Here is a 15,057-nt window from a genome sequence, read left to right as displayed (position 1 = left end):
GCCGGATTGAAGATGCGCGCAAACCCACGTGCCGGAGCCATATTCATGCATCGACGCGGAAGAAGATGGCCTGATTATGCTCGGAGTTATGGTCGAGTTGCGGCATGGCGCCACAAGGCGTGCGCAAATTCTCTAAATTGAGCATGAGAATAAGAAAGCTTTTCATTCTTGTTATTGTAATAAATTTTGCGAACTGTGCGCTTGTTTAGTAAAGGGGTGGCATGCGCAAATTCTCAGACCTCTCCGATCAGGAAATTCTTGCCCTCGCAATTTCGAACGAGGAAGAGGACAGTCGCATCTATGCAGACTTCGCCCATGCGCTTGCAGAGAACTACCCTGACAGCGCCAGCGTTTTTAGCGGGATGTCGGCGGAAGAAGACGAGCATCGGCGGGATCTGATCGACGCGTACACTGCACGTTTCGGCTCCCATATTCCGCTGATCCGTCGTCAGGACATTCGTGGCTACATCCCCCGCAAGGCCGCGTGGGAGCTTCGCACCAGAGGCATAGAGACGATTCGCGGTTACGTGAGCGAGATCGAAGCCGACGCGGCCAGATTTTATCGTGAGGCCGCGCAGAGGACGACGGACGCCGCGACACGCCGTCTTCTGGGCGATCTGGCGCGGGCCGAGGATACGCATGTCGGCGTGGCTCGGGAGATGGAGGAACAGCGTCTTCCCCTCGAGAAGCGCGACGCCGAGGATCAGCAGGCCCGGCGGCGCTTCGTTTTACAGATCGTTCAGCCCGGTCTCGTGGGGCTTATGGATGGTTCTGTCTCGACGCTTGCGCCAGTGTTCGCGGCGGCCCTCGCGACGCACGCCCCCTGGAACGCCTTTCTGGTCGGTCTGGCGGCGTCTCTGGGCGCAGGCATATCCATGGGGTTCGCGGAGGCGCTGTCCGACGACGGAAAACTCTCCGGGCGAGGTGCGCCGCTGTTACGCGGGCTGGTGTGCGGCGCGATGACGACGCTTGGCGGCGTAGGGCACACCCTGCCGTTCCTGATCGATAGTTTCGCGACAGCCATGGCGGTGGCCATGGGCGTCGTGGTGGTGGAGTTGATTGCGATAGCGTGGATACGCTGGAAATATCAGGAAACGCCGTTTGGCTCGGCCATCGTGCAAATCATTTTCGGTGGTCTGCTGGTGTTCATCACCGGCGTTCTGATCGGCAGCGCAGGCTGAGGCTCCGGCGCGTTCATTGTTCCGCCACGATTTCCGGGTTCTTTCGGGGCGACAGCCTTGACGGGCGGGCCTGATCTCGCCTGAAACGGGGGGCGTCGGGGCGGCCTGACGCGGAACGGCGTTCCGGAGATCGACGGGAGTAGATGCCTGGTGTCTGTTGAATTCGCGGATCTGGCTGCGCCCAGACCTGGCCTGAGCGCCGTAAGACCCTCGCTGATTCAGAAAGTCGCTGAACAGGGCGCGGATCTTGAAGGCGTCATCAAACTCTGGTTCGGGGAGCCGGACAGGGTCACGCCGAAATTCATCCGCGACGCGGCGACTGCCGCGCTCGATGACGGGCATACATTCTATGTTTCGAATTTTGGCGTGCCGCCGTTGCGACAGGCGCTGTCAGATTACAACGCGCGTCTTGGCCGCGATATCGAGGTGGAGCGGATATTTGTCGCGTCATCGGGCGTCAATGCGATTCAGCTTGCCTGCGACGCGCTCCTTTCTCCGGGCGATCGGGTTGTTCTGCCCGGTCCTTACTGGCCCAACTTAAGCGGCATTCCAGCCGTTCGCGGCGCGGAAGTCGTATCGCCGGACCTGACGCTCGACGGGGACGTCTGGCGGCTCGACATGGACGTGTTGCTGGACGCCATCACGCCTGAGACGCGGATGGTCATGTTGAACGCGCCGGGAAATCCCAGCGGCTGGATGCTGACCCGTGCGGAGCAAGAGACGATCCTGGCGCATTGCCGTCGTCTCGGCGTCTGGATTCTTGCTGACGACGTCTATGAGCGTGTCGTTTTCTCTGGCGACTGCGCACCGTCGTTTCTGGATATCGCGACGCCGGAGGATCGGGTCGTCTCGATCAATTCCTTTTCCAAGAACTGGGCGATGACCGGCTGGAGGCTGGGCTGGATCGTGGCGCCGCCGACGTTGCTGCCGACACTCGCGATGCTTGGCGAGTACAGCATCTCCTGCGTCGCCCCCTTCATCCAGCACGCGGGCGTGGTGGCGCTTCGTGATGGCGAGGCGTTTCTGGCTGAGATGCGCGCACGGTATCGCGCCAACCGGGATCTGGTGGTTGAGCGCCTTCGCGCCATTCCGAGGTTGCAGGTTCCCCGGCCAGAAGGCGCCATGTACGCATTTTTCCGTGTCGAAGGCTGTGACGACAGTTTTGCACTCGCGTTGGATCTGCTGCGCAAGGAGCGTGTCGGACTTGCGCCGGGCGTTGCTTTCGGGCCGCGTGGCGAGGGGTGCCTGCGTCTTTGTTTTGCGGCGGAAGCCAACGTTCTTTCCGAAGCGTGCGACCGTATCGGCGCTTACCTCTCACGACAGGGATAATCCTATGCGCCGCCGGATTTTTACTCGCCGTTCGTTACTTCTGCTGGCCGGGCTGGCGATGTCGTCCGCCGCCCTGGCTCCCGCGCGCGCCGAGGCGACTCTGACGCCCGCCGACAGGGGCTGGATCGGCCGTATTCAGGAAACACTGAACCAGATCACCACGTTGCGCGCGCGGTTCGAACAGATCGCGCCAGACGGGCAACGGACGACGGGCGTTGTATGGCTGTCACGGCCCGGGCGGATGAGGTTCGCCTACGACAAGCCAAGCCCTCTGCTGTTGGTGGCGAATGACGGAAAGGTGGTCTTTCGCGACGAGCAACTGGATCAGACGACTGAAATCCCGATAGACCGTACGCCGCTCGGACTTCTGCTGGGCGCGCACATCGTGCTCTCGGGAGACGTCACCGTGACCGGGTTCTCACACGAAAATGGCCTGCTGCGCCTGTCGGTCGTCAGGACGGCGACGCCGGGGGAGGGGACCCTGATCATGTTCTTCGACGAAAAGCCGCTCGCCTTGCGGTCCTGGATCGTCGTGGACGCGCAGGGGCGACAGACACAAGTGTCGTTGTCTCAGATCGTCCCCGGCGTGGCGACGCCCGATGCCCTTTTTGCACTGCCCCACGCGGAGTAAGGGCGGGGCGGCGGCTTCATCTCAGCCCACCGGGAGGCTGGTCGTTGTTTCGTTCCAGCCAAGGGTGGTCTGCAACGAACTCTTGTCGAACGCGCAGCGTTACATTCGATGAATCAAGGAGGCTTCATGCGACGTCTTGGAAACGCCATTGCCGTCGCTGCGCTGCTGGCGCTCGGCGGGTGCTATTACGGGGATTACGGATACCGCCCCACGGGCTGGAATCAGGGCTGGTATTACGGGACGTATGGCGGCCATCGCGGCTGGTATGACAACGGCGGCGCGTGGCGCGGTTGGCACGACCGCGGCGGTTGGCATGACGAGCGTGGACGAGGCTGGCGCGATCCGCGTTGGCGTGGGGGCGGTCGCTGGCGCTGAGGCTGGTTCGGGCGTTACGGCGGTCGCGTATTGTCGCATGATCATGGCCCCGTCGCGCTCATCCAGTATTTCGTGCGGATGGCGGCTGAATGAGGGGCAAGCCTGAGGAAGCTTCCCCCAGGCGAATCTTGACATGCGGCTTCGAGACGCCGCGCAGAGACCGCCACATGCGGAAGGCCCGGTTCTCCGCGATTTATTCACCCCAGTGTCGGCAGTTCACGCCGGGCAGGCTTTCTGCGAAGCGCCCCTCGCTCGTACGCCGACAGGCGAAGTCCGCCGCGATCGGCGCGCCTCGTCGAACGGTCGCGCTCGGCTCTGGCGTTTCGGCGCGGTCGGCGGCATATAACCACCCATGAAATTACGCTTCGCGCCCAGCCCCACTGGCATGCTCCATGTCGGCAACGCCCGTCAGGCAATCGCCAACGCCCTGTTCGCTCGCCGTCACAAGGCGGCGTTTCAATTGCGCATCGACGACACGGACACGGCGCGGTCGAAAGAGACCTATGCCGAGGCCATCCGCACTGACCTGTCGTGGCTGGGGATCGCGTGGAGCGAAACCTTCTCTCAAACCGAGCGGTTGGACCGTTACGCGGCCGCGATCGCGACGTTGAAGCGTTCGGGGCGCCTGTATCCTTGCTTTGAGACTGAACAGGAGCTGGCCGCGAAGCGCGAGATGCGCATCCGCCAGCGCAAGCCGCCCATCTATGACCGCGCCATGCTGAAGATGACGCACGAACAGCGGGCGCAGGCCGAAGCGAACGGCAAGGTTCCTTACTGGCGCTTTCGCCTTTCCGACGAGATCCGCGCCTGGGCCGATATGGTCATGGGGTCTTGTTCGGTGAAGCTGACCGCGATCTCCGATCCGGTGCTGGTGCGTGCGGACGGGACTGTCCTCTACACTCTGGCGTCGGTCGTCGACGATCTTGAAACCGGGGTCACGCATATCATTCGCGGTGAAGACCACATCACCAATACCGGCGTGCAGATCGATATTGCCGAGGCGTTGGGCGCGCGCGCTGACCGTTTCCGGTTCGCGCATCTTCCGCTGCTGCTGGACGAAGGCGGCGGCAAGCTCTCCAAGCGGTTCGACTCGCTTTCGCTGAAAACGTTGCGGCAGGATGGCGTGGAGGCCTCTGCGCTGGTCTCTTACCTCGCGCGTCTTGGCAGTTCGGACGATCCGGAGCCGCTGGATTTCGATGCGCTGGCTGCGTCCTATGACCTGTCGCGTATCTCGAAATCGGCGGCGCGCTTCGACATGCGCCAGTTGCTTGCGCTGAACCGCCGTGTTCTGGCGCAGACGGGCTTCGATGCAGTGCGCAACAGGCTGCCCGAAGGCGCTACCGAGGCGTTCTGGATCGCCATCCGCGGCAATATCGAACTGTTTTCGGAAGCGCGTCACTGGTGGGACGTCACTCACGGGGACATCACGCCTCCGGTGCAGGACGAGGATCGGGCCTACCTGGCTCAGACTGTTGACCTTTTGCCGCCTGAGCCGTGGGACATTCAGACCTGGGCGACGTGGACCGCGGAAATCAAGGCGGCGACAGGCCGTTCGGGCAAGGCGCTGTTCCGTCCCTTGCGGCTGGCTTTGACGGGTGAGGAACACGGTCCGGAATTGCGGGATCTGTTGCCGCTGATCGGCGCCGATCGCGTTCGCACGCGTCTGACCGTCGGGGGCTGAGGCGGGCAGGCGGCGCTTTTCTTCTGTTCGGGTTGGCGCCGGGGCTGCGTCGCTCATGAGGATGGGCGGACGCAGTTTGGTCGACGCAAGTATGTGTCGCGCCCGGGCGTGGTCCGTCGTCTTTTGCCGAGGCGGCGGTCGGGCCTGACTGTCCGGCCTGAAATACAAAGTATTTTCAAAAATTTGTTTAAGCGGCTGGGTTGGTTTGAGCGAGATGCGGCGGCTGCTGCCGCCAGTCGTTACAGCCCTCCAGTCATGATGCTCGAAACTGCGTTCTGTTGCGTCCGCCCGGAACGGGTTCTTTATCAATCTGCGTCACGACGCACGGACGCGTGACGCAGGTGAGCGCTCATGAAAATTGACTCCGGGCGACTTTCTACAGTCTGCTACGCGTATGATCGAGCCGACGTCGACAGGGGACGCGCAGCCGACGGGAACGACAGTCTTTGCGTTCCCGAACAGACAGGTGCTGTCGCGTCGTGAAGCGGCGCGATATCTCGGCGTTACGCCCTTGTGCATGAAGCTCCTGACGACAATGCGTTGTGGGCCTGAGATGTTTTCGCCTGGCCGATTTCGTGTCGATGCGCTGGATCATTACCGTGCCGGTCTGTTTGAGCGGGCGGGATTCTCCTTGTCAGAGGCCGAGCGCCGGCGGAGCGGGCGGAAGACATCGATCGAACAGTTGCCGCCCGATCCCTTTGTGGAGATGGCCGCGCGGCAGGAACTGCGGGAGGCGATTACCTTTGTCGCCGGGCGAGCGGCGATAGGGCTGGGGCTGGCGATCATCGTGCTGTCTCACACACCCGTCTGGCGGCTGTTGCGAAGCGCCGTATAACTGGCGAAAAGTGGGCCCGCGCCCGGCACGTTGATTGTGCTCGCCCGGCGTCCGCGTGATCGGCGGCGAGCCGCCTGCTTTGCCGTCTTTTCAGGTGCGTGGTCGAAGGAGTATCCTGTCTCCCGCGTGACCAGTCAGGATCGATCCATGAAGCGTAGACCGTCGTTCCGAGTTTCGTCGAAGAGCGTCCTGATTGCGTGTCTTCTGACCGCCGGATGCGGCGTCACGGGACCGTTCCAGGTTGTGGCAAGCAACCAGTATGTGGCGTCAACCGGCAGGATCATCGACGTCACATCAGTCGATGGGCGCGAAGTGCCGCTGCAGACGATGGTGGTTCTGCAGCCTGATTGTTCGTCCGCCGGGGCGTCGGTCATCACCGTGGATAGTCGTCCGGGCAACGGGACGGTGGATATCCGTCCGGGGTCTTACTACTCCGCCTATCCCGCATCCGACAGACAACGCTATGCCTGCAACATGAGCAAACATGCAGGCGTCGCGGCGGTCTACCGACCGAATCCTGGATATCACGGAACCGACCTGACGACGCTCTCGACGACTGGGCCTGAAGGTCGCAGCTTCTCGCGTACCTACCGGATAGCCGTTCAATAATCTCTGCGGTCTCACACGTTATTTCGTCTCAGCGTTTGTGTCGCGGGGCGTGGGACGACGTCTCCAAAACGCTCGTAGGCGGGATGGCGGGCATCCATGCGGCTCGCTCGGGGCGCTACTGTTTCTGCTAAGAAAACGACCGACAGCCGCACCATTACGCGTGATCTCGCGTCGATGCGATTGGTCCCGTCCTGTTTAGAACATTGTAAGCTCACGTCTGTTCATGGATGAGGCCTCAGGCTGTTGTTTTGACGGGTATCTTTATCCGATCAGCCGCTTTTGCCTGATCGGAAGGTCTCGGATGGGAGGCCCCATTCAGGCGGACGTCCTCAAGGCGCGCAGGTTCTTGTCGGCGCCGGAAAGGACGGCGTTTCTGAGAAAAGCGCCGTCCTCGAGAGGTTTCAGCCTGGTAGTCCGGCTGGCGCAGGATGCTCGAGAATGTCCAGAATGGCGGCGCTGGTTTCTTCGACCGACCGACGCGTGACGTCGACCACGGGCCATCCATGCCGGGCGCAGAGACGCCGCGCCCAGAGAAGCTCGGCGCGCACTTCTTCAGGATCGACGTAGCGCGATTCGTTCAACGCCATGTCCATGCGCGACTTGGTCGGCACCATTGAAGACACGCGGGTGCGCCTGATCTCGACCAGAGAATCCGGATCGATCGTAAGGCCGATCACAGGAATATCGAGAGAGAACAATTCGTCCGGCAGAGGGCGCTCCATGACCAGAGGAACATTCGCAGCCTTGATCCCGCGATTCGCCAGATAGAAGCAGGTCGGGGTCTTCGAAGACCGCGAAACGCCGACCAGAACGACGTCGGCTTCCTTCAACTCGCGGGCCTGCTGCCCGTCGTCATGCTCGACGACGAAATGCATGGCGTCGATCCGGCGATAGTAATTGTCGTCCATCACGTACTGTCCGCCGGGACGTCCGGAGGCGTGAGAGCCTGTGACGTCCTGAAGCAACGTGAGCGCCTGCGTCATCACGTCGAGCAACCGCACGCCCAGCCGCGCGCAACCTTCTTCAAGGTGCTGCTGCAGGTCCGGTTCGGTCAGGGAGGACAACACAGGTCCGGGAGCGCTGGCGATGCCTGTCAGAGCCCGTCGCAACTGGTTGCGGGTGCGAATCAGGTTCCAGTGCTGAAACTCGAACTCGTGCTCAGGAAACTGGGCTACGCAGGCGCGAAGCATGGAATCGAGGGTCTGACCAGTGGCGCCGGAGACAAGGTGGAGGAGGATGCGTCTATGGGGCATGGGACTATCAGTAATGTTGACTGGACGAACGCCCGTCATGCCCGGAGGTTTGCGCCGGGCAGGAAAAATCGGCTGAAACGTCCTGTTGTGAACTGGACGAAAACAATCAGCGAAAACACGAACCCCTGACGAAGAAGGGCGGCGCTTGCGCGCCGCCCTCTCCGAAAAGCGTCTGCTTCCGCCGATCAGGCGGGCACTTCCGCCGATTTGCGACGCAGCAGCGCCGCCTGCGCGGCGGCAAGGCGTGCGACCGGCACGCGGAACGGGGAGCACGACACGTAGTCCAGGCCGACCTGTTCAAAGAACGCGATCGAGTCAGGGTCGCCGCCGTGCTCGCCACAGACGCCAAGCTTGAGGGACGGCTTGGTGGAGCGGCCGCTCTCGGCGCCGAGACGAACCAGCCCGCCCACGCCTTCGCGGTCGATCGACACAAACGGGTCCTTCGGCAGGAGACCATGATCGACGTAGTAAGGCAGGAACGAGCCAGCATCGTCGCGAGACAGGCCAAGGGTGGTCTGCGTCAGATCGTTGGTGCCGAACGAGAAGAAGTCCGCGACTTCGGCGATCTGGGCGGCGGTGATGGCGGCCCGGGGCAGCTCGATCATGGTGCCGATCAGATATTCCAGCGTCGTTCCCTGTTCGGCGAACACGGCCGCGACGACCTCTTCCGCCGCCTTGCGGGTGCGGTCGAGTTCGGTCTTCATGCCGACAAGCGGAATCATGATCTCAGGGACGATGGCTTCTCCGGTCTCACGAGAGACGAGGATCGCCGCCTCCATAATCGCGCGGACCTGCATCGCGTAGATCTCCGGGTAGGAGATGCCGAGGCGGCACCCGCGATGACCGAGCATCGGGTTGGCTTCCGAAAGCGCGGCGCGACGGGCGCGCAGGGCTTCGACGCTCTGGCCCAGCGCCCTGGCGATGTCGACCAGTTCGGTCTCGCCATGCGGCAGGAACTCGTGCAGCGGCGGATCGAGCAGACGGATCGTGACCGGCAGGCCGGACATGATGCGGAAGAGCGATGCGAAATCGTCACGCTGGAACGGCAGCAGCGCGTCAATGGCGCGGGCGCGGGCTTCCGGTTCGTCGGCCATGATCATCTGACGGACATGGCCGATGCGGTCGGGACCGAAGAACATGTGCTCCGTGCGGCACAGGCCAATGCCTTCGGCGCCGAACTTGCGGGCGGTCTCCGCATCGTCCGGGGTCTCGGCGTTGGCGCGAACGCGCAGGCGGCGAACGTCGTCGGCCCAGCCCATCAGCGTGCTGAAATCGCCAGACAGGGTCGGCGGAATCGTCGCGACCTTGCCGACATAGACGGCGCCCGTGCCGCCATCGAGAGTGATCCAGTCGCCAGCCTTCAGCACGTGGCTGCCGGCGGTCAGCGTCTGGGCCTTGTAGTCGACATGGATGCTGCCCGCGCCAGCGACGCAGACGCGTCCCATGCCGCGAGCGACGACGGCGGCGTGGGAGGTCATGCCGCCACGCGTCGTCAGAACGCCGCGCGCCGCGTGCATGCCGTGCACGTCTTCGGGGGAGGTTTCGATACGGACGAGAATGACGTCCTGACCCTGCGCCGCGCGTTCCTCGACTTCCTCAGCCGTGAACACGATGGCGCCAGCCGCCGCGCCGGGGGAGGCGGGCAGGCCACGGGCGAGCTGCGTGCGTTCGGCGTTCGGGTCGAGCGTCGGGTGCAGAAGCTGGTCGAGCGACGCGGGCGGAACGCGCTGGATCGCCTCTTCCTGCGTGATCAGCCCTTCGCGCGCCATGTCGATGGCGATCTTCAGAGCCGCCGCCGCTGTGCGCTTGCCCGTGCGGGTCTGCAGCATGTAGAGCGTGTTGCTCTGCACGGTGAACTCGATGTCCTGCATGTCGCGATAGTGCTTTTCCAGCAGATCGCGGACGCGCAGAAGCTCGGCGTAGGCTTCCGGCAGGACGGTTTCCATCGGCCGCTGTTCGGCGGCGGCGCGGAGCGCTGACATCGGCTGCGGGGTGCGGATGCCGGCCACGACGTCCTCGCCCTGCGCGTTCACAAGGTATTCGCCGTAGAAGATGTTCTCGCCGGTCGAGGGATCGCGCGTGAAGCAGACGCCGGTTGCGCAGTCTTCTCCCATGTTGCCGAAGACCATCGCCTGCACGTTGACCGCCGTGCCCCAGTTGGCCGGAATGTCATGAAGGCGGCGATACGTATGCGCACGGGGATTCATCCACGACCCGAAGACGGCGCTGACGGCGCCCCACAATTGGGCCTGCGGATCGGTGGGGAAGTGCTTGCCGGTCTCGCGGAGCACGATCTCCTTGTAGCCCTCGACCACGTCGCGCCAGCTTTCGGCGGAAATCGCGGTGTCGTCGGCCACGTTGAGCGTGCGCTTGCTCTGCTCCAGGAGATCTTCGAAGCGGTGATGGGGGACGCCCATCACGACCGAGCCATACATCTGGATGAAGCGGCGGTAGCTGTCCCACGCGAAACGGGCGTCGCCGGAGGAGCGCGCCAGACCTTCGACGGTTTCGTCATTCAGGCCGAGGTTAAGGACGGTGTCCATCATGCCAGGCATGGAAACGCGGGCGCCGGAGCGCACGGAAACCAGCAGAGGCGCGTTGGCGTCGCCGAAGGTCAGGCCCATCGCCGTTTCGATGCGGTGGAGCGCCGTCGCGACCTGTCCGGCGAGATCGTCCGGATAGGCGTTGCCGTTCTCGTAAAAGGCTGAGCAGACTTCAGTGGTAATCGTGAAGCCCGGCGGTACGGGCAGCCCGATGGACGCCATTTCTGCAAGGTTGGCGCCTTTGCCACCCAGCAGATTGCGCATCCCGGCGCCGCCCTCGTTAAGGCCTCCGCCGAAGCTGTATACCCATTTCGTCATGACGAGCGCTCTCTCCGAACGCGACGTGCGCCTCCCGACAGCCCTCGGACCGGGGAGGGACTGAAAGGAAGACACGCGTCGCTGGGATTTAATATTATGTCGACTAACGTGTTTCGGTCCCGGTGAAGCATGATGCCGGGAAAGCGACGTTGCGGCAACTCACGTTTTTGGACGGATATATTTCGTTGTAAGTCGCCTTATTGGCGTCACATTTTCGCCGTGAGCGTTTCCTCAGGCTGGAGGAAGGCCCGCAAGCGTCCGCCACCCTGCTTCATCGACTGTTTCGACGCCCAGTTCCGCGGCTTTTTTCGCCTTTGACCCGGCGTCGGCGCCGAGCACGACCAGGCCGGTCCTTTTGGACACGCTGTCGGTCACCTTGGCGCCCAGACGCTCGGCCGTCGCGCGGGCTTCCGGCCGGGTCATGGTGAGGAGAGAGCCCGTAAACACGATTGTCTTGCCAGCCAGAAGGCCGCCGGTCTCCTGAACCTCGTCCTCGATCGTCAACTGTATGGCCAGATCGTCAAGGGTCGCGCGGTTATGGGGTTCGGCGAAAAACGCGACGATCTCCTCGGCGATCGTCGCGCCAACGCCGGTGATTTCTCCCAGTTCCTGCCGCGCCTCCGACCCGATGACGGCCGCCGCGAGCATCTGCTCACGCCAGCGCGTGAAGGAGCCGTAATGCCGCGCCAGCAGCTTGGCGTTGCTTTCGCCGATACGCCGGATGCCGAGGGCGTAGATGAAGCGGGGGAGAGGGATCGTTCGTCGCGCTTCGATCGCTTTCACCAGATTGCGCGCAGAGGTCGCGCCCCAGCCTTCCCGCTTCGCGATTTCGGCCTCATGCGCGGGCAGGCGGAAGATATCGCCGGGGGCAGCGATCAGCCCTGCGTCATGAAATTCTCGAACGCTGCGGTCGCCCAGACCGTCAATGTCGAACGCTCCACGCGAAACGAAATGAATCAGTCGTTCCACGACCTGCGCCGGACAGGTGAGGCCGCCCGTGCAACGAAGTACGACTTCGCCTGGCGGTCGTTCCGCCGTTGCGCCGCATACCGGGCAATGGTCGGGCATGACGAAGGGCTCGCCACGCGCGCGGTCAGGTTCCGGCACGACGCCAAGAATCTGCGGGATCACGTCGCCCGCGCGCTGAAGCTGCACCAGATCGCCGATGCGCACGTCCTTGCGCGCGATTTCGTCCGCGTTATGTAGCGTCGCATTCGTCACCAGCACGCCGCCGACATTCACGGCCTCCAGCCGCGCGACCGGCGTCAGGGCGCCGGTGCGACCGACCTGAATTTCGATGTCGAGCAACCGCGTCACAGCCTGCTCGGCCGGAAATTTCCACGCCACGGCCCAGCGGGGCGCACGCCCGGCGAAGCCCAGACGCTCCTGCAATGAGAGATCGTCGATCTTATACACCACGCCGTCGATGTCGTAAGCGAGCGTGGCGCGCTCCCGCGCCGTACGTTCGAAAAACGGCTCAGCCTCTTCCTTGCCTGCCAGCCGCGCCGACAGCGGATTGACGGTGAAGCCCCATTCCTTGAGCTGTTCGAGATACGCCCAGTGCGACGCCGCGACCGGGGCTGACGCAAAACCCGCCGCGTAGGCGAACAGGGACAATGGACGTTTCGCCGTGATCTTCGGGTCAAGCTGGCGCAGGGAGCCCGCCGCCGCATTGCGCGGGTTGGCGAATTCTTTCTGTCCGGCCTCCGCCTGCGCCGCGTTGATGGCGAGGAAGTCGGATTTGGCGAGGAACACCTCACCGCGAATCTCGATCAGGTCCGGCGCGGCCCCGCGTAGACGCAGCGGCAGGTCGCGCAGCGTTTTCAGATTCGCCGTGACGTCTTCGCCCTCCGTCCCGTCGCCACGCGTCGTGCCGCGCACGAAGCGTCCCTTTTCGTAGGTGAGGCTGATCGAGAGCCCGTCGATCTTGGGTTCCCCGACGAAGGCGAGCGCCGCAGTGCGTGCTTCGTCGAGCCCGAGGAAGCGGGCCGCCTTCGTTACGAACGCTTCGAATTCCGCTTCGTCGAACACGTTGTCCAGGGACAGCATGGGGACGAGGTGCCGGTGTTTGCCGAATGCGCCGTCCGGCGCCGCGCCGACGCGAAGGGTGGGGCTGTCGACGCGCATCAGATGCGGGAAGCGCGTCTCGATCGCCTCGTTGCGGCGGCGCAGCGCGTCGAATTCGGCGTCCGGGACTTCCGGCGCGTCGTCGGCATGATAGGCCTGATTGAGGCGCGTGATCAGCGCGGCAAGCCGCGTCAGTTCTTCTGCGGCGGCTGCTTCGTCCAAAATTTCGACCGGCGTGTCGTCATATCCCGCCATAACTTTCAGGTCCTCATAACTCTCTGGCCCCACACGCTCAGTTTCTCGCGTCCAGAAGGCTCGCGGCGGCGGCCCGCGCGGCGTCCGTGACGACGTCGCCAGCCAGCATCCGCGCAATCTCTTCCTGTCGCGCATCTTCCGGAAGGGGGGCGGCGCTGGTCTGCGTGCGACCTGCGCTCACTGTTTTGCCTATTCTCATGTGATGGTCGGCGCTGGCCGCCACCTGCGGCGAATGCGTGACCGCCAATACCTGCATTGACCGCGCCAGACGGCGCAACCGCTCGCCGATCGCAGCGGCGGTCGCGCCGCCGACGCCGGAATCGATCTCGTCGAACACGAGCGCACCGATAGAGGAACGCCCAGCCAGCGCCAGGCGCAACGCCAGCATCAGGCGCGACAATTCGCCGCCCGAGGCCACCTTTCCCAGCGGTCCCGGCGGCTGACCGGGGTTCGCGGCGAGCAGGAACACGACTTGTTCCAGCCCTGCGGCGCTCCATTGTTCGGGAGGCATCGGCTGCAATTCGACGACGAAACGCGCCCGCTCCAGCCGCAGGGGCTTCAATTCTGTAACGACAGCCGTCTCGAGTTTACGGGCTGCGCGGGTGCGAGCCTCGGTCAACGCCGCGCCTGCTGTCGAGAAGGCCAGACGGGTCTCCGTTAAAGCTGCTTCCAGCGCCTCGATCCGCGCCGTGCCTGTTTCCAGCGCAAGAAGTCGGGCGCGCAGGTTGTCGAGGTACGCAGGCAGGTCCGCCACCGTCGTTTCGTGCTTGCGTGCGGCCGCGCGCAGGGCGAACAGCCGTTCCTCGGTTTCTTCAAGCAGACGGGGTTGTACGTCCTGGTCCGCGACGAGGCGCGTTAACAGCCCTTCCGCGTCGGATAGCGCGGCCCCTGCGGCATCAAGCGCGTCGAGGGCTTCCTGAGCCAGCGCCTGATGCGGTTCAGCCTCCGCCGCGCTGTCGGCTTCGCTTGCGGCGGCGGGGGGCGGGAGCAGCTTCTGCAACGCGCGACTGGCGGCGCGCAAAGCGGCCCCCGGCCCTGCGTTGCGGCGATCCCGGGGCGTCAGTTCGGCGAGGGCGGCGGCCACGGCTTCCGCCCGTCGTTCTCCACGTTGCAGTGCGAGGCGCTGGGCGGCGAGTTGCACTTCCTCGTCGGGCTGGGGAGCGAGTGCTCCGAGTTCATCGACCGCATGGCGGAGCCACTCCTCCTCCCGCGCTGCTTCCGCGATGTCTCGTTGCGCGCTCTCCAGCGCTTGCCGGGCCTTACGCCATTCGGCGAACTTGCGAGCCACGTCGTCGCGCAGGCGTGGCGGAACGCCGAAGGCGTCCAGGAGATCGCGATGGGTAGCGGAATCGGCGAGGCCCATCTGTTCGTGCTGACCCTGCACTTCCGCCAGCGATCCGGCGATCGTCCGGAGAAGCCCCACGCCGATGGGCTGGTCGCAGACCCATGCGCGAGAGCGGCCATCCGCAGCGACCGTGCGGCGCAGCACGATCGGCTCTCCGGGTTCCGCGGTCAGCCCCTGTTCCGTCAGGAGCGTGTAGACCTTGTGGTCCATGGCGACTTCAAAACTGGCCGTCACCCGAGCTTCTGAAGCGCCTGCGCGAATAAGTCCGGCGTTGGCGCGCTCGCCCAGGGCAAGCCCGAGGCTGTCCAGCAAGATCGATTTGCCTGCGCCTGTTTCGCCCGTGAGCGCGGTCAGGCCGGGATGAAATGGAAGATCGAGAGCCTCGATCAACACGACGTCACGAATGGAGAGAAAGCTCAACATGGCGGAAGCTGGTTTCCCTCCCACGGCGGCGGCGCTTTTTTCAAGTCTGCCCGCCGGATCGAAGCTGACGACGGGGTATCGGGCCGAAACGGGCTGTGACCGGGCGGGGCCGTTCGATCATATTGAAACGTTTCAGGACCGCTGCTCGGCGCCGAGGCGTAAGCTGTACGCCGGTCAGCCGGTCAGATGAGATAAAAACGTGCTGCAAACAG

Annotated in this window: 12 protein-coding genes; 8 read left to right on the top strand and 4 right to left on the bottom strand. The window is 63.9% G+C overall.

Annotated elements, in window-relative coordinates:
* The first annotated feature begins 221 nt into the window (after window positions 1-221).
* The 7 genes from mbfA (at window position 222) to G442_RS23930 (ending at window position 6,641) form a co-directional block, all read left to right on the top strand.
* A complete protein-coding gene (gene mbfA, locus G442_RS0109155; RefSeq protein ID WP_026397760.1) occupies window positions 222-1,181 on the top strand; it encodes an iron exporter MbfA in 960 nt (319 codons plus the stop codon).
* A gap of 150 nt (window positions 1,182-1,331) precedes the next feature.
* Window positions 1,332-2,510, top strand: a complete 1,179-nt coding sequence (locus tag G442_RS0109150; RefSeq protein ID WP_161628346.1) for a pyridoxal phosphate-dependent aminotransferase — start codon at window positions 1,332-1,334, stop codon at window positions 2,508-2,510.
* A gap of 4 nt (window positions 2,511-2,514) precedes the next feature.
* Window positions 2,515-3,141: a LolA family protein gene (locus tag G442_RS0109145; RefSeq protein WP_026397758.1), complete on the top strand. Its 627-nt coding sequence runs from the start codon at window positions 2,515-2,517 to the stop codon at window positions 3,139-3,141.
* Window positions 3,142-3,267: 126 nt separating this feature from the next.
* Window positions 3,268-3,516 carry a hypothetical protein gene (locus G442_RS25745; RefSeq protein WP_035376402.1) on the top strand — a complete coding sequence of 83 codons (249 nt, stop codon included), beginning with the start codon at window positions 3,268-3,270 and terminating at the stop codon, window positions 3,514-3,516.
* A 352-nt stretch (window positions 3,517-3,868) separates the two neighbouring features.
* Window positions 3,869-5,197: a glutamate--tRNA ligase gene (gltX, locus tag G442_RS0109130; RefSeq protein ID WP_026397756.1), complete on the top strand. Its 1,329-nt coding sequence runs from the start codon at window positions 3,869-3,871 to the stop codon at window positions 5,195-5,197.
* Between the two features lie 394 nt (window positions 5,198-5,591).
* Entirely contained in the window at window positions 5,592-6,032 is a 441-nt protein-coding gene (locus tag G442_RS0109125; protein ID WP_026397755.1) for a hypothetical protein, read from the top strand.
* Window positions 6,033-6,179: 147 nt separating this feature from the next.
* A complete protein-coding gene (locus G442_RS23930) occupies window positions 6,180-6,641 on the top strand; it encodes a hypothetical protein (protein ID WP_051292135.1) in 462 nt (153 codons plus the stop codon).
* Window positions 6,642-7,042: 401 nt separating this feature from the next.
* Here G442_RS23930 and G442_RS0109115 read toward each other — a convergent pair whose 3' ends face one another.
* The 4 genes from G442_RS0109115 to recN all read right to left on the bottom strand — a co-directional run bounded on the left by G442_RS0109115 (window position 7,043) and on the right by recN (window position 14,845).
* On the bottom strand, window positions 7,043-7,894 hold the full coding sequence (locus tag G442_RS0109115; RefSeq protein WP_026397754.1) for a pyruvate, water dikinase regulatory protein: 852 nt from the start codon (window positions 7,892-7,894) through the stop codon (window positions 7,043-7,045).
* Between the two features lie 185 nt (window positions 7,895-8,079).
* Window positions 8,080-10,755, bottom strand: a complete 2,676-nt coding sequence (gene ppdK / locus G442_RS0109110; protein ID WP_026397753.1) for a pyruvate, phosphate dikinase — start codon at window positions 10,753-10,755, stop codon at window positions 8,080-8,082.
* Window positions 10,756-10,986: 231 nt separating this feature from the next.
* Window positions 10,987-13,077 carry an NAD-dependent DNA ligase LigA gene (ligA, locus tag G442_RS0109105; protein ID WP_035376401.1) on the bottom strand — a complete coding sequence of 697 codons (2,091 nt, stop codon included), beginning with the start codon at window positions 13,075-13,077 and terminating at the stop codon, window positions 10,987-10,989.
* 37 nt (window positions 13,078-13,114) lie between these two features.
* Complete coding sequence (recN, locus tag G442_RS0109100) at window positions 13,115-14,845, bottom strand: DNA repair protein RecN (RefSeq protein WP_026397751.1); 1,731 nt, start codon at window positions 14,843-14,845, stop codon at window positions 13,115-13,117.
* Between recN and G442_RS0109095 the strand changes: the two genes are divergently transcribed.
* Window positions 14,844-15,035 (top strand): hypothetical protein, encoded by a 192-nt coding sequence (locus G442_RS0109095; protein ID WP_026397750.1) that lies wholly within the window; start codon window positions 14,844-14,846, stop codon window positions 15,033-15,035. The genes recN and G442_RS0109095 overlap by 2 nt on opposite strands.
* Window positions 15,036-15,057: the final 22 nt, after the last annotated feature.

The sequence above is a fragment of the Acetobacter nitrogenifigens DSM 23921 = NBRC 105050 genome, from assembly GCF_000429165.1.
In the GTDB taxonomy this organism is placed as follows: Bacteria; Pseudomonadota; Alphaproteobacteria; order Acetobacterales; family Acetobacteraceae; genus Acetobacter; species Acetobacter nitrogenifigens.
The sequence above is the reverse complement of the archived record's forward strand: the minus strand, read 5'-3'. Positions and strand labels throughout refer to the sequence as shown.

Excerpts from the sequence above, each read along its gene's own strand:
- mbfA (WP_026397760.1), top strand. The coding sequence starts at position 222 with ATGCGCAAATTCTCAGACCTCTCCGATCAGGAAATTCTTGCCCTCGCA.
- G442_RS0109145 (WP_026397758.1), top strand. The coding sequence starts at position 2,515 with ATGCGCCGCCGGATTTTTACTCGCCGTTCGTTACTTCTGCTGGCCGGG.
- G442_RS25745 (WP_035376402.1), top strand. The coding sequence starts at position 3,268 with ATGCGACGTCTTGGAAACGCCATTGCCGTCGCTGCGCTGCTGGCGCTC.
- gltX (WP_026397756.1), top strand. The coding sequence starts at position 3,869 with ATGAAATTACGCTTCGCGCCCAGCCCCACTGGCATGCTCCATGTCGGC.
- G442_RS0109125 (WP_026397755.1), top strand. The coding sequence starts at position 5,592 with ATGATCGAGCCGACGTCGACAGGGGACGCGCAGCCGACGGGAACGACA.
- G442_RS23930 (WP_051292135.1), top strand. The coding sequence starts at position 6,180 with ATGAAGCGTAGACCGTCGTTCCGAGTTTCGTCGAAGAGCGTCCTGATT.
- G442_RS0109115 (WP_026397754.1), bottom strand. The coding sequence starts at position 7,894 with ATGCCCCATAGACGCATCCTCCTCCACCTTGTCTCCGGCGCCACTGGT.
- ppdK (WP_026397753.1), bottom strand. The coding sequence starts at position 10,755 with ATGACGAAATGGGTATACAGCTTCGGCGGAGGCCTTAACGAGGGCGGC.
- ligA (WP_035376401.1), bottom strand. The coding sequence starts at position 13,077 with ATGGCGGGATATGACGACACGCCGGTCGAAATTTTGGACGAAGCAGCC.
- G442_RS0109095 (WP_026397750.1), top strand. The coding sequence starts at position 14,844 with ATGGCGGAAGCTGGTTTCCCTCCCACGGCGGCGGCGCTTTTTTCAAGT.
- recN (WP_026397751.1), bottom strand. The coding sequence starts at position 14,845 with ATGTTGAGCTTTCTCTCCATTCGTGACGTCGTGTTGATCGAGGCTCTC.